General features: G+C 52.3%; 15 protein-coding genes. 7 read left to right on the forward strand and 8 right to left on the reverse strand.

From position 1 onward, the window contains the following. The first annotated feature begins 43 nt into the window (after positions 1-43). Together recJ and V9K95_RS19910 are read left to right on the forward strand one after the other, a co-directional pair. Positions 44-1,834, forward strand: a complete 1,791-nt coding sequence (recJ, locus tag V9K95_RS19905) for a single-stranded-DNA-specific exonuclease RecJ (protein WP_115051676.1) — start codon at positions 44-46, stop codon at positions 1,832-1,834. Between the two features lie 68 nt (positions 1,835-1,902). Next, positions 1,903-3,147, forward strand: coding sequence for a Y-family DNA polymerase (locus V9K95_RS19910; protein WP_115051675.1), 1,245 nt, complete (start codon positions 1,903-1,905; stop codon positions 3,145-3,147). Positions 3,148-3,178: 31 nt separating this feature from the next. Here V9K95_RS19910 and V9K95_RS19915 read toward each other — a convergent pair whose 3' ends face one another. Beyond that, positions 3,179-3,823 carry an NAD(P)-dependent oxidoreductase gene (locus V9K95_RS19915; protein ID WP_336441864.1) on the reverse strand — a complete coding sequence of 215 codons (645 nt, stop codon included), beginning with the start codon at positions 3,821-3,823 and terminating at the stop codon, positions 3,179-3,181. Positions 3,824-3,972: 149 nt separating this feature from the next. Between V9K95_RS19915 and V9K95_RS19920 the strand changes: the two genes are divergently transcribed. Further along, the gene (locus tag V9K95_RS19920) at positions 3,973-4,389 is read left to right on the forward strand and encodes a winged helix-turn-helix transcriptional regulator (protein WP_307284329.1); all 417 of its coding nucleotides are present in this window, start codon (positions 3,973-3,975) and stop codon (positions 4,387-4,389) included. A gap of 62 nt (positions 4,390-4,451) precedes the next feature. Beyond that, positions 4,452-4,640, forward strand: coding sequence for a DUF3008 family protein (locus tag V9K95_RS19925; protein ID WP_115051672.1), 189 nt, complete (start codon positions 4,452-4,454; stop codon positions 4,638-4,640). A 16-nt stretch (positions 4,641-4,656) separates the two neighbouring features. Here the strand turns inward: V9K95_RS19925 and V9K95_RS19930 are convergent, their stop codons facing one another. After that, positions 4,657-5,604 (reverse strand): extensin family protein, encoded by a 948-nt coding sequence (locus tag V9K95_RS19930; RefSeq protein ID WP_336441863.1) that lies wholly within the window; start codon positions 5,602-5,604, stop codon positions 4,657-4,659. Positions 5,605-5,899: 295 nt separating this feature from the next. Between V9K95_RS19930 and rpsD the strand changes: the two genes are divergently transcribed. The 3 genes from rpsD (at position 5,900) to ttcA (ending at position 8,439) form a co-directional block, all read left to right on the forward strand. After that, complete coding sequence (gene rpsD, locus V9K95_RS19935; RefSeq protein WP_008120815.1) at positions 5,900-6,517, forward strand: 30S ribosomal protein S4; 618 nt, start codon at positions 5,900-5,902, stop codon at positions 6,515-6,517. Positions 6,518-6,597: 80 nt separating this feature from the next. Further along, positions 6,598-7,527: a glutaminase gene (locus tag V9K95_RS19940; RefSeq protein WP_115051670.1), complete on the forward strand. Its 930-nt coding sequence runs from the start codon at positions 6,598-6,600 to the stop codon at positions 7,525-7,527. 54 nt (positions 7,528-7,581) lie between these two features. Then, the gene (gene ttcA, locus V9K95_RS19945) at positions 7,582-8,439 is read left to right on the forward strand and encodes a tRNA 2-thiocytidine(32) synthetase TtcA (RefSeq protein ID WP_336441862.1); all 858 of its coding nucleotides are present in this window, start codon (positions 7,582-7,584) and stop codon (positions 8,437-8,439) included. A gap of 23 nt (positions 8,440-8,462) precedes the next feature. Here the strand turns inward: ttcA and V9K95_RS19950 are convergent, their stop codons facing one another. The 6 genes from V9K95_RS19950 to V9K95_RS19975 form a co-directional block, all read right to left on the reverse strand. Further along, complete coding sequence (locus V9K95_RS19950; RefSeq protein WP_115052178.1) at positions 8,463-9,668, reverse strand: Bcr/CflA family efflux MFS transporter; 1,206 nt, start codon at positions 9,666-9,668, stop codon at positions 8,463-8,465. A gap of 274 nt (positions 9,669-9,942) precedes the next feature. Then, positions 9,943-10,275, reverse strand: coding sequence for a Grx4 family monothiol glutaredoxin (gene grxD, locus V9K95_RS19955; protein WP_115051668.1), 333 nt, complete (start codon positions 10,273-10,275; stop codon positions 9,943-9,945). Between the two features lie 115 nt (positions 10,276-10,390). Next, positions 10,391-10,624 carry a BolA/IbaG family iron-sulfur metabolism protein gene (locus tag V9K95_RS19960; RefSeq protein ID WP_008120822.1) on the reverse strand — a complete coding sequence of 78 codons (234 nt, stop codon included), beginning with the start codon at positions 10,622-10,624 and terminating at the stop codon, positions 10,391-10,393. Between the two features lie 12 nt (positions 10,625-10,636). Continuing rightward, on the reverse strand, positions 10,637-12,868 hold the full coding sequence (gene purL / locus V9K95_RS19965; RefSeq protein WP_336441861.1) for a phosphoribosylformylglycinamidine synthase subunit PurL: 2,232 nt from the start codon (positions 12,866-12,868) through the stop codon (positions 10,637-10,639). Between the two features lie 171 nt (positions 12,869-13,039). Next, positions 13,040-13,297 carry a YjhX family toxin gene (locus V9K95_RS19970; RefSeq protein ID WP_115051666.1) on the reverse strand — a complete coding sequence of 86 codons (258 nt, stop codon included), beginning with the start codon at positions 13,295-13,297 and terminating at the stop codon, positions 13,040-13,042. A 204-nt stretch (positions 13,298-13,501) separates the two neighbouring features. Next, entirely contained in the window at positions 13,502-13,993 is a 492-nt protein-coding gene (locus tag V9K95_RS19975) for an anthrone oxygenase family protein (RefSeq protein WP_336441860.1), read from the reverse strand. Between the last annotated feature and the right edge of the window lie 109 nt (positions 13,994-14,102).

Raw genomic sequence — 14,102 nt, forward strand, 5'->3', positions numbered from 1 at the left:
TCGGGGCATTGCATTCCGGGCCGCCGAGTGATTGAACGCTCAGATGACATCTGAACGGCTTTTTCTCGGCGTTGGACAATCGGCAACCGGTCTGAAGTGGGTCGATCGACTCGGCCAGCGCGAGGCAAATATTGCGCTGGCCATGGCGCAAAATCATGGCTTCCCCGATATCGTCACTCGCGTCCTAGCTGGGAGGGGCGTTGGTTTGGATGACGCGGCGGCTTTTATGGAGCCGACTCTGAAAAGTTTGATGCCAGACCCGACGTCGTTGACGGATATGGCACCGGCAGCAGCGCGCATCGCCAAAGCTATTATTGCTCGTGAGACAGTTGCTATTTTCGGCGATTATGACGTTGATGGCGCTTGTTCTTCAGCCATTCTATCGCGCTTTCTCGCCCATTATGGCATCGCAAATCAAATCTACATTCCAGACAGGATATTTGAGGGCTATGGCCCAAACCCCGCTGCTATGCAGGAATTGGCAAAACAAGCCTCGCTGATAGTCACAGTTGATTGCGGAACAAATAGTGCCGCCGCAATTGATGCGGCCAAAGTCGCTGGTGCCGACGTTGTCGTTCTGGATCACCATCAAGTGGGTGGTAATCTGCCCGAGGCCGCACTCGCTATCGTTAATCCCAACCGTGAGGACGATTTGTCCGGCCAGGGACATCTCTGCGCTGCAGGCGTAGTTTTTCTGACGTTGGTGCAAACCTCGCGAATCCTGCGGGAGCAGGGGGTGAAACTTAACACCAATCCACCAGATCTGCTGTCTTTACTCGATCTCGTTGCTTTGGCCACGATCTGCGACGTTGTCCCATTAAAAGAATTGAACCGTGCTTTTGTGGTGAAGGGGCTTCTTGTCGCGCGCACCCAGCAGAATGTCGGACTTGCGGCATTGGCGCGCGTCTCGCGGATTGGAGAGCCGCTTAATGCGTTTCACTTCGCTTATCTGATCGGTCCGCGAATCAATGCCGGTGGGCGGATCGGCGATGCGGGTCTCGGCGCGCGGCTTTTAACGCTCGACGACCCGGATGAAGCCATGCGCATTGCGCAGGAGCTTGATCGGCTTAATCAAGAGCGTCAGGCGATGGAAACGATCATGCTTGAACAGGCGGAAGCCGAGGCTATGGCCGAGCTTTCCTCCTCATCTGGTCCGGCTATTCTCATTACAGCCAATGACGACTGGCATCCCGGTATCGTCGGGTTGATCGCCGCGCGATTAAAGGAGCGAGCACGTCGGCCTGCTTTTGCCATCGCGTTCAATGCAAACGGAACCGGCAGCGGCTCCGGGAGGTCTATTAACGGCTTTGATTTGGGGAAGCTTGTCAGAGGCGCGGTAGAGCAGGGCCTGTTGGTTAAGGGTGGCGGCCATGCAATGGCTGCCGGAATTACCGTTGAACGTGGGAAAATGGGTGCTTTGCGCGCATTTTTCGAAGAGCAATCCGCAGAGATGGTGGGACAATTGCGTGGAAATGCCTCACTGGCAATTGACGGAGCTTTGAGCGCTGCAGGTGCGACCGTTCCCCTTTACGAAACGATGGAAAAAGCTGGTCCGTTTGGGTCGGGTCATCCTCAACCGGTTCTTGTCCTTCCCCACCACAGGCTGATTGACGCTCGGTCAGTCGGCATCAACCACATCAAGGTGACGCTTGCTGGTGCAGACGGTAAGCGTATCAATGCAATTGCCTTTCGTGCGGTGGGAAGTGACCTCGGCGACTTCCTTTTCAGGCAATTAGGTCAATCTGTGCATGTCGCAGGCAATCTGGCTCTTAATCATTGGAACGGCTCAACGACGACACAATTTCGCATTCTTGATGCGGCAAAGGCTGTCTGAGTCAATATTGTGCTTGCATTTGCAGGGTAGCTATGTTCTGTTTTTGTTCTCATGTGGGAACATTGAAAATGCGCAAGCCGACACATGCTGAGAAGCTTTATCTGGATTTTGACAGCTTTTTTGCCAGCGCTGAACAACAGTTGAATTCTGCGCTGCGGGACAGGCCCGTCGCCGTAGTGCCGCTAGACTCCCCGCACACAAGTGTTATTGCTGCTAGTCGCCAAGCCAAACCCTATGGCATCAAGACGGGTACATCGGTGCGGGAAGCACGCGAGAAATGCCCGGATATCGTGTTTGTGTCAGCGAGACCGGATGTCTATGTAAAGCTGCATAACCGCATTCTGGAAACAATCGAAAGATGTGTTCCAATTGCTGCGGTGCGTTCAATTGATGAGGTCGCCTGCCATTTGCTGGAGTCCGAGGCACGCCAAGCGCAAGCTCTTGCAGTGAGAATAAAACGCGTGCTGCGCGATGAAATTGGGCCAGTTCTTACCTGCTCGATAGGCATCTCTCTCAACGAGCTTTTGGCAAAGATTGCAGCGGAGATGGATAAGCCGGATGGATTTGTCTTGCTTGATCACGAAGACCTGCCAGGCAGGCTGTTTGATCTGGAGTTGCGCGACCTGCCTGGTATCTCCAAGGGTATGGAGGCGAGGTTGGACCAAGCCGGGATCGTTGACATCAAAGGTTTGTGGAGCCTTGCCCCCAAGCACGCTCGGGCTATCTGGAACAGCGTTGAAGGTGAGCGGTTTGTTTCAGCGCTGCACGGTTATGCGATTGAAAAGCCGGAGACCGTAAAACGCATGTTCGGACATGGTCGCAACTTGCCTGCCGATTGGAGGGCGCCTGAAAAGGTACTGCAATGCGCAAGGCTGCTGACGTTGAGCGCGGCGCGGCGTTTGCGTCGTTCCCATTATCGAGCGGCAGCAATGAGCTATACGGTTGGCGTCAGACGCGATAACCGCGTGACGCTGGAGGGACAATTTCGACCCGCGCGTGATGATCGCAGTTTTTTGGATTGCCTGAACAATCTGCACCAAAAAATGGTTGAGGCAGGGGAAATGCGAAACATAAGCTCGGTCACTGTCGTTCTTCACGACCTTTCGGCCGAACAAGAAGGCACTCACGATTTGTTCGATACGGGCGAGAGCGTGAAACAACGGGCTCAGTGGGAAAGCGTTTCTGATTTGATAGACAAGATTCGTGTCCGCCACGGGTCGAAAGCGCTCAGCCTGGGATCCACTCAGGGCCCCGGTGATTATATAGGCTCAAAAATTGCATTCGGGCGTATTCCTGAACCCGAAGATTTTTAGCTGCCCAAGGTGAAGTGGGGCAGCTAAAAAATTAGTAAGCCGCGGTAAAACGTTGCTGCTTGTGCTTTGGACTATGAACTTCATCGACAATCGCAACTGCAAGATCGCTTGCGCTGATTGCACTTTTACCTTCAGCGTCAAAAACCGGGTTTTCCTTACCCAGACGGTATTTTCCGGTGCGAGGACCAGGTACGAGATGGAACGGGGGTGAAACGAAGCTCCAGTCAAGTTCGGTTTCAGTGCGAAGATCATTCAGTGCCTGACGTGCGCCAAGTGCACCTTCCTTATACTCCGCGGGAAAATGTTCGCCGTCTACGAATTGTGTGCCGTCCTCAGCATACAGGCTTCCTGCGCCGCCAATAACGATCAGACGTTTTATGCCTGCCGATTTGGTCGCTTGGGTAATTGATTTGCTGGCTTTGATGTGGACAGCCTGAATGTTTGGATCTGTCCAGCCTGGATTATAGGCAGAAACCACGATGTCATGCCCTTTGAGCCTCTCCGATAAAGCTGCTGTATCCAAGGCATCCGCCTCGATGGCGGTCACGCCATCCAATTTTTCAACCTTTGCGGGATTGCGCACCAAAGCAGTAACGCTGTCTCCGCGAGAAATAGCCTCTTTCAAAATTTCCTGGCCGACAAAACCGGTGGCACCGATCAATGCAATTTTCATCATATGCTCCTTGATGCAGGTACGCATCGTTTTCTGGTTACTAACAATAACTATCTATGCTAGATGCGTGGGTCTGAAAAGAACGCACTTTTTCCGTTTTAAGGCACCCCTAGGTAACTGCCCGGGTGATATCCAAATTTGGTGATGAAGCTATGACGATACACGCAAATACCAGTCGAAACGTCCCCTTGCTCGAATCAATGCCCGCTATGAAGCCCGAAGAGGGTGGTTTATGCCCGATGCGGGAGGTGCTTGATCTTGTCGGTGATTCCTGGAGTCTTTTGACGATCATCAATCTGCAGTCCGGACCACGGCGCTTCAATGTATTGCGACGTATGATCCAAGGCATTTCGCAACGTATGCTGACCGTGACCCTGCGTTCGCTGGAACGCGACGGACTTGTGTTGCGCACCGTAAAGCCGACATCTCCTCCGGAAGTCACTTACGCACTCACGGATATTGGACATTCAATAGCGGTGCCAGTGGGAGCCTTGGGTGAATGGGCGGTGACCAATCGCGATCACCTGCGAAAGGCGCGCGCTGAGTTTGATGCGGCAAAGTCAGAATAACGGAACCCTCCCAAGTGCATTGCGTTTCTCCACCTCAAGGAATGTTTAAAGGGAGAACGAAAATGCCGGCAAAATCTCAGGCTCAACAGAAAGCAGCAGGTGCAGCGCTTTCAGCAAAACGAGGCGACACCAAGAAGAGCGAGCTCAAAGGCGCATCAAAGGGCATGTATGAGTCCATGAGCGAGAAACAGCTCGAGGAGTTCGCTGAAACTGATCGCAAGGATCTGCCCAAGAAGAAAACCAAGCATTGATCCCTGCGAGCGCGCATTACTGGCAGATGCGCGCCTCGCAGCTCTTTCCGTGGCACCCTTGATCAAGATGCAGGTTACCCTGATGTGCGGCGTCCCCGTCCGGGCCGATAACCGTCATGAATCGCTCGCAGCTAAGCTTGTGCAGTGATGACCAGAACGCCTGCTCTTCCGGTTTGCCTTTCCAGCCTGATCCGAGTTCTGTCGTTTTTCCGTTCTTGAACTTGAACGAGATAATGTCCAGCGCATTGGCAAAGGCATGCTCTGAAACGCGTCCCTTATGACCATTATTGACCTTTCGGCACTGATAGTCGGAACCGGTCGCAATGCTTTCTATCTCGGCACCGAAGTTTTTCTGTGCCTCTTTTTGAATTTCGACAACCCAATTGGCCAACGATCCAGCCATTGCGCAATTCGTTATGATCGGCGCGGCAAATTTCACGGGATTGTCTTTGCCAATCGCCGTCACCTTCAATGGCGAACGCTCGCCGCAAACCCCTTCCGAAAGGGGAGGTATCAATTCGCCTTGGATATCGCCATTCATGATTGCGGGGCACGCATTTTGGTAAATCCGATCCGGTGAAGTTGCGGCGTCATTTGTTTCAGTGGCTTCGTCCGGCTTCTTGTTGTCTTCTGTTTGATCCGGCTTAGGACCTTGTTGCTCCGCCTTGGGCGCAATAATTGGCTTTTCATCAGGTTTTGCTACAGGTTCAGCTTCCATCGCAGGTTTTTGGTCAGGTACGGGCGTTTCAGCCTTTTGTTCCGGCGCGACGGTTGCTCGCGGATTATCCAGCGGAAGTGGGGGAATAATAGGCAAGGCAGGCTTCGCGATTCTGGTTTGGTGGTTGCGCCGGGATCGCGCATCCGCATCGCTGGTGAAACTCACCAATGTCAGGCTTGAAACGGATGCTGCAAGAGATAAAAGGATGAATAGATGAAAACGCGTTGGACGCGAGAATAGGGTCATTATCGGCTCTACTCCTGTTTGAGCGTCTACCCTAACGTGCAAATACCAATATCGGTTTCAATTTATATGAGTCGCTGAAACATCGCCTGCGCTTGACATGTTAAGACCTTCGCACTAGAAGCCACAACAGCGCAGGGCCTAACAGCTCTGCGTTTCATTTGACGTGTCCCGTGGGTGATCTCGCAAAGCGTGCGTGGGTCGCTCTGTCAGTCTTCGAAAACGGAAGGCAGAGGAGGGCGCGTTTCCTTGAACCAGGGTATTTAGTCTTGGTTTGGTTTTGTTGAAAGGAAATGCGATGAGCAAGCGCGAATCGTCCAAATATAAAATTGACCGCCGTCTTGGCGAAAACATCTGGGGCCGCCCGAAGTCCCCTGTAAATCGTCGTGAATATGGCCCAGGCCAGCACGGTCAGCGCCGCAAGAGCAAGCTGTCCGACTTCGGTGTTCAGCTGCGCGCAAAGCAGAAGCTCAAAGGCTTCTACGGCGACATTTCGGAAAAGCAGTTCCGCAAGACCTATGAAGAAGCATCACGTCGCAAGGGCGATACTGGTGAGCAGCTCATTGGTCTGCTTGAGTCGCGTCTGGATGCGATTGTGTACCGCGCAAAGTTCGTTCCAACGATCTTCGCAGCGCGTCAGTTCGTCAACCACGGCCACGTAAATGTTAATGGCCGTCGCACCAACATCCAGTCCTACATCTGCAAGGCGGGTGATGTGATTGAAGTTCGTGAAAAGTCAAAGCAGCTTGTGATTGTTTTGGAGGCCGTTCAGCTCGCTGAGCGTGATGTTCCAGAATACATCGAAGTTGATCACACCAAGATGGTTGCCAAGTACAATCGCGTTCCGGCCTTCTCCGATGTGCCATATGCTGTACAGATGGAACCAAATCTGGTCGTCGAATTCTATTCGCGTTAATCGGGTTTTGAAGTTTTTGAAGAAGCCGCCTGGAGCAATCCTGGCGGCTTTTTTGTTCCAGAATCATAGAGGATGCGGGAATGACTGACCTAAAATCCATTGTTGATAGTGTTTATCACGATCTTTCAGATAGGATCGGGGAAGGCAAGCTTGCTGATTATATTCCCGAGTTGGCGACAGTGGATCCAAGGCAGTTTGGCATAGCTTTGGTCACGACCGATGGAAAACTCTACTCTGCCGGCGATGCGGCTACAGCCTTTTCGATCCAGAGTATCTCAAAGGTTTTCACGCTCACTTTGGCGCTCGGCAAGATTGGCGATGGGCTGTGGAAAAGAGTTGGCCGTGAGCCATCAGGCAATTCGTTTAATTCCATTGTGCAGCTTGAGCAAGAAAAGGGAAAGCCGCGTAATCCCTTTATCAATGCTGGCGCAATTGCGGTGGCAGATGTAGTTTTGGCGGGGCATGTGCCTAAAGAAGCCATCGGCGAGATCGTGCAATTTATTCGTCAGTTGGCCGACGATGATACAATAGCGATTGATCACAATGTCGCGCGTTCGGAGACAAATACCGGGTATCGCAATGTTGCGCTCGCAAATTTTATGAGATCGTTCGGCAATCTCAATCACCCCGCCGAGCACGTGCTCGGCGTTTATTTCCATCACTGCGCGGTGGCGATGTCTTGCCACCAACTTGCCCATGCCGGACTCTATCTTGCGTCGGCTGGTCGCAATCCTTTGAGTGGTGGAAGTGTGGTTTCCCCCAGCCGCGCACGCCGGATCAATGCTCTGATGCTCATGTGTGGTCATTATGATGGTTCTGGCGATTTTGCTTATCGCGTAGGTCTTCCCGGCAAGAGCGGCGTTGGTGGAGGAATTCTGGCCATTGCACCCGGTAAGGCTTCGATAGCAGTATGGTCTCCGGGGTTGAACGAAAACGGCAATTCGCAGTTGGGTTCGGCAGCGCTAGAACTTTTGGCACAACGGACCGGCTGGTCGGTATTCGGACAATAACAAGGTCTGCATCGCCTGCATTTATGGGCAATGAAGGTGAAATGAGGTGTTCCCATGACTGTTCATGATCTGGATATTGCCCAAGATTCCGGCTGCCATCCTATGTTTCTGAATGCGCCGCCCGGAGTTGAGTTCAACAAATTGCGCAAGCGTCTGCTGCGCAATACACGACAGGCACTTGAAGATTTTGCCATGATCAATCCGGGCGAACGTTGGCTTGTTGGGCTTTCGGGCGGTAAGGATTCCTATGGGCTTCTAGCACTGTTGCTTGATTTGAAGTGGCGCGGACTGCTGCCGGTCGAGCTTGTTGCTTGCAATCTGGATCAGGGCCAGCCCAATTTTCCGAAACATATTTTGCCGGATTTTCTGACACGAAACGGAATTCAACATCGTATTGAATATAAAGACACCTATTCAATCGTCACAGAAAAGGTTGCCGAAAACCAGACCTATTGCTCGCTGTGTTCACGGTTGCGGCGTGGCCATCTTTATCGGGTAGCGCGGGAGGAAGGTTGTTCGGCATTGGTTCTCGGGCATCATCGGGAAGACATTCTCGAAACGTTTCTAATGAATCTCTTCCACGGCGGCAGGCTCGCGGCAATGCCGCCGAAATTGTTGAATGATGATGGTGATCTGATGCTGCTTCGGCCTTTAAGCTATTGTGCTGAGGACGATCTGGAAAAATTTGCACAGGCGATGCAATTTCCCATCATACCTTGCGATCTGTGCGGAAGTCAGGACGGACTTCAGCGAAACATGATGAAGGCAATGCTTTCCGACATTGAAAAACGCATGCCAGGGCGCAAGGAGATTATGATCCGCGCCCTTGCCAACACACGTCCAAGCCATCTGCTGGACCGCAAGATTTTCGATTTTACAGGACTGTCTCTGATGGCAAACCCCGGCGAATGAACATGCCCGGGTTTGCTAAGACCTTAAACGGGTTGATTGTGTGGCTTGAATAATTTGCCCCGCTCGGCAATCAGAACAAACACCAGCCCGATCAATGAAAGCACGAAGAAGCCTGCTACCAGCGGCGTTGTCGTGCCATCGAAAGCCTGTCCAATTAATGCGCCAATTGCACCGCCACCGGCTGTTCCCATAAAGCCAAGGACCGACGAGGCTGTGCCCGCTACATGCCCCAGCGGTTCCATGGCAAGCGAATTGAAGTTGGAACCGATCCAGCCGAACTGGAACATGGCCACAGCGAAAAACAGGAAATAGAGCACAAACGGCGTTGGGTGTGGTCCAAACAATGTAACCAGCAGCCAGAGGCCGTTGACCGTCAGAAAGGCCAGGAGCGCTCCGTGAGAGAGGCGGCGCATGCCAAAACGACCGACGAAACGCGAATTGACGAATGACGAGAATGCCATAGTTACAGCGACACCCGCAAACGCTACCGGGAACCATACGCCGAGTTCATAAATGCCGACGTAAATTTGCTGGGCAGAATTGATGAAGCCGAAAAGAGCGCCGAAAATGAATGCGCTCGCTAGTGTATAGCAAAGAGCCACACGGTTCGTCAGAACGATGATGAAGCCCCGGCTGACCGATCGCAATGTAAACGGCCGCACGTCGGCTGGATCAAGTGTTTCTGGGAGACGGATATAGAACCAGCACATCACGGCAGCTGCGATAATTGCCATGAAAATGAAGATGAGATGCCAGTTTCCAAACAGCATGACTGCTTGCCCCGTGCCCGGGGCGATGACTGGAACCACCATAAACACCATCATGATGAGAGACATGACTTCTGCCATCATCCTGCCGCCATAAACGTCACGAACGATCGAAATCGTGATGACGCGTGTGGCTGCCGATCCGATGCCTTGAAGCAAGCGAAAAAATAGCAAGGAGGCGAAACTCGGCACAAATACGCATGCTAGCGCGGACAGAATGTAAATCACCAAACCAACGAACATAGGTTTGCGGCGACCAAAACGATCAGAAATTGGACCATAGAATAATTGCGAAACCGCGAAGCCCATGAGATAGGCCGAAATTACATATTGACGATGATTTTCGGTGGCAACGCCAAGGCTGGCACCGATTTCCTGCAATCCTGGCAGCATAATATCAATTGCAAGGGCATTAAGCGCCATGAGCGCTGCCATCATTGCGATAAACTCAATCTTGGTCATTGCGCCAAGTTTGGGAGTTAATCCTGTCGAGGGGGTTTTCATTTTCGAACCTGCAAACATCATCTATAAAATGCCCGAGCGATGACCGCCGGGTCGCCCTTGCAATCGGTTAACGGGCCTGACGCTCGTTTCATTAACCGCTCAAAACACACCATCGTGCTGTCATCTCTTGAGTTCCTACGGAACCTTAAACAACGACAAAGGCGTCGGTATATCCGACGCCTTTAGAATATAATTCCGCTAAACCGCGGAACTGACTGATTTATTTGCGTAATCAGGCTGCCTTGGTGGCAACACCTTTTTCGCTAAAGAGGGATTGCAGTTCGCCAGCCTGAAACATTTCGCGGATAATATCACAGCCGCCAACAAACTCGCCCTTAACATAAAGTTGCGGGATGGTCGGCCAATTAGAATATTCCTTGATGCCCTGACGCAATTCGTCGGAGGTCAGTATATTCACGCCTTTATAATCCACGCCAACATAATCAAGTATCTGCACAACCTGACCGGAAAAGCCGCACTGGGGAAACCCTGGGGTGCCCTTCATGAACAGAACAACATCGTTGCTCTTCACTTCGTTATCGATAAATTCGCTAATACCGCTCATTTCGGCAAACCTTCCTACCAAACACGACGAATCGTCATCGCTGGTCAAAATTGAACTTTCCTAACAAATAGCGCTTCAATTCTGGCAAAACAAGGCTCGGTGTTCCCGAATTGGTTTATTCCGGTGCGCTGGTCTGCAGGGCGAGGGCATGCAGCACACCGCCCATATTGCCCTTCAATGCATCATAGACCATCTGGTGCTGCTGAACTCGTGACTTGCCCCGAAAGCTCTCAGCGACAACCTCAGCAGCATAGTGGTCTCCGTCACCCGCCAGATCGCGGATGGTAATCTTCGCATCGGGAATGGCGTCTTGAATCATTTTTTCGATATCACGCGCGTCCATTGCCATGTGTCGTTCTCCTCAGGCGGCCTGATCTTTTTGGTTCGCCGGACCGTTCATATAGTCAGGGAACCACGATTCGTGGGCATTTGTCAGGTCTGCTACTGATATGGAGACCAACTCTCCGATCGTCAATGCATTGCCCTCTACGACGCCAAGCTTGCGGAACGGAATGCCCGAGCCCTCAGCATTGAGCGTTACGAAGTTTGCCATATCGGCGGGCACGGCGATAATATACCGAGCCTGATCCTCACCAAAGAGCAGGGCATGCGGGGCATCTTCACCAACCGAAACAGATGCACCTTTGCCAGAGGCCATGCACATTTCAGCCAGAGCGATGCCAAGTCCGCCATCCGATAAGTCATGGCAGGCAGTAACCTGGCCATTGCGTATTGCGGAGCGGACGAAATCGCCATTCCTCTTCTCGACTGCGAGATCGACATTGGGAGCCGGTCCATCTGAGCGACCATGAAGATCGCGCAAATAAATCGACTGCCCAAGATGGCTGCCGTCTGTGCCGATGAGGATCAAGATATTTCCGTTTGCCATACCGCCTATCTTGGCAATCTTGGACCAATCAGGGATCAGCCCGACGCCAGCAATGGTCGGGGTTGGCAAAATGGCTTGTCCATTTGTTTCATTATAGAGTGAGACATTGCCCGAAACGATCGGGAAGGCGAGCGCACGGCAAGCGTCGCCTATGCCGCCAATAACTTTAACCAACTGGCCCATAATCTCCGGTCGTTCCGGATTACCAAAATTGAGATTATCGGTGGCGGCGAGAGGTTCGGCGCCAACAGCTGTAAGATTGCGCCAGCATTCAGCGACAGCCTGCTTGCCGCCTTCATATGGATCAGCCTCGCAATAACGCGGCGTGACGTCTGATGAAAATGCGAGTGCTTTGGTAAGATGACCTTCGACACGAACCACGCCCGCATCGCCACCCGGCAATTGCAGTGAGTTGCCTTGAATGAGCGTGTCATATTGCTCGTACACCCAGCGGCGCGATGACAAATCTGGCGAATTAAGCATCTGCAATAATGCTGCGTTATAATCTTCAACCTGTGGAACGTTTGAAGCTGGCAGCGGAGCGTGCTTGCCCGGTTCCATCCATGGGCGGTCATATTCCGGAGCCTGATCGCCCAGATCCTTGATGGGGAGGTTTGCAACTTCCTCGCCCTGATGAATGACGCGAAAGCGAAGGTCGTCGGTCGTATGCCCTACGATGGCGAAATCCAGTCCCCATTTCTTGAAAATGGCCTGGGCTTCTTCTTCTTTTTCCGGGCGCAAAACCATAAGCATGCGCTCCTGGCTTTCGGACAGCATCATCTCATAAGCGGTCATACGCTCTTCACGTACGGGAACTTTGTCCAGAATGAGTTCAATACCGAGGTTGCCCTTGGCGCCCATTTCAACAGCAGAGCAGGTCAAGCCCGCAGCGCCCATGTCCTGAATAGCGATAACAGCGCCCGAAGCCATCAATTCAAGTGACGCTTCCAGCAGACACTTTTCAGTAAAGGGGTCACCAACCTGAACGGTAGGGCGCTTCTCTTCGATTGACTCGTCAAATTCGGCAGAAGCCATCGTTGCGCCGCCAACGCCGTCGCGTCCGGTTTTTGCTCCGAGATAAACGACAGGAAGGCCAACACCCTTGGCTTCCGACAGGAAAATCGCATCGGTTTTGGCCAAACCGGCAGCAAAAGCGTTTACAAGAATATTGCCATTATAGCGCGCGTCGAAATTGACTTCGCCACCTACGGTCGGCACTCCGAAGGAATTGCCGTATCCGCCAACGCCTTCAACCACGCCCGATACAAGATGACGGGTCTTGGGATGTGCAGGTTCGCCGAAGCGCAATGCATTCATGGCAGCAATCGGGCGGGCACCCATGGTGAAGACATCACGCAAGATACCGCCAACGCCTGTTGCAGCGCCTTGATAGGGTTCAATATAGGAGGGGTGGTTATGGCTTTCCATTTTGAAAACCACGCAATCGCCGTCACCAATGTCTACGACGCCAGCATTTTCGCCGGGACCTTGGATAACCTGGGGACCGGTGGTCGGCAATGTACGAAGCCATTTCTTGGACGACTTGTAGGAACAATGCTCGTTCCACATGGCGGAGAAAATACCAAGCTCTGTAAAGCTGGGCTCGCGTCCGATCAGATCGAGAATGCGTTGATATTCATCCGGCTTCAGCCCGTGCGAGGCGATTAGTTCCGGTGTGATCTGAACAGTGTTGGAAAGACCCATGAGCAATATCAGTTCCGTTGTGTGTTAAGCGGTTCTCTTAGAGCAATTTGCAATGGGAATACACCATGTTTGAGAGAAAAAAGAACAGGGAACCACTGAAAAATGCCCGATCAGGCCTGGTACGTGACGCTGTGAGGGCTGGCGGCGGTTTTCCGCCACCAGCCCTCAGTTTCAGCGATTGTCGAGTTCCGACCGGACCAGTTGCAGGCCCCGTCGCGTTACCCGATAAGGTCCACCGCCCGAAGAGGCTATGGCCTTTTTTTGCTTCAGTTTGCGAAACAGCCTTAAATTGCAGGCAGTATAGCGGGCACCATCGCGTGTAAGGCAGATGATATCCCGAATGGTTTTGTCCTCGTCCTTTTCAAGCAGAATTTTACCGCCTTGAGCGAGCAAGTGAAGAATGCGCTGTTCATCGCGCGAAATGTCCATTTGTTGAGTCCTGGAAAACGGGCAAATGCCCATGAGAACACATCCGCAGCCGGTTTAAATTGGCTCGGGGCTCCTGTTTTCATGCCCCTGACTTCAAAGAAGTCGGGGCTTTAGCGGGACTCAGACTGATTGAACATAAAAACTCCATCGTGGATGGCGTTTATATAATGGTGTGCAGAGTGGCTGTCAAAGAGTGCAACCTTGTTAGACAGCGTTCAGCTTCCCATAGGCCAGAATAAACGCAATTAACGATCCTGTGCTGGCAAAGGTGCGTACATGATTCCATGGCACCCACTCTGCAAAATAACGTGTCCACAGTGCCGTGCCTTCCGGACTCGCCGGTGAGATGGCTTGAAGTGCATCATTGAGTGGAACATTAAACACTACGGTAATAGCGATGACGCCGATCAGGTAAAGCAAACTACCTATGAGCAACCACGCAGATCCTGGCTGCGACCAAAGCACGATGCTGGCAATGCCCAGCACAATACAAAGTAGGGCTGTACCGAAGAAGGCCATGCCAAATGTAGCATTTAGGATTGTCACGTTGATTGAATTCATTGCCGCAATGCCCTGTTCGGGCGGAAGTTTTGAAAATGCCGTCATGATGAAGCTGGAGAATGCGAAGAAAAGGCCAGCCATGATGCCGCTTCCCAGGGCAGCAAGCATCGTTAGAACGGGCAAAAGCATGATCATATCTCTTCTCCCAAATTCCCGTCGCTATGATTGTGGTGGTACTGGTCGTTGAACGTTTCGAGCGTATAACTATATGCGGGGTGATGGAAGATACGAACATCCCGACCGA

It is taken from the genome of Phyllobacterium sp. CCNWLW183 (assembly GCF_037203775.1).
Classification (GTDB): Bacteria; Pseudomonadota; Alphaproteobacteria; order Rhizobiales; family Rhizobiaceae; genus Phyllobacterium; species Phyllobacterium ifriqiyense.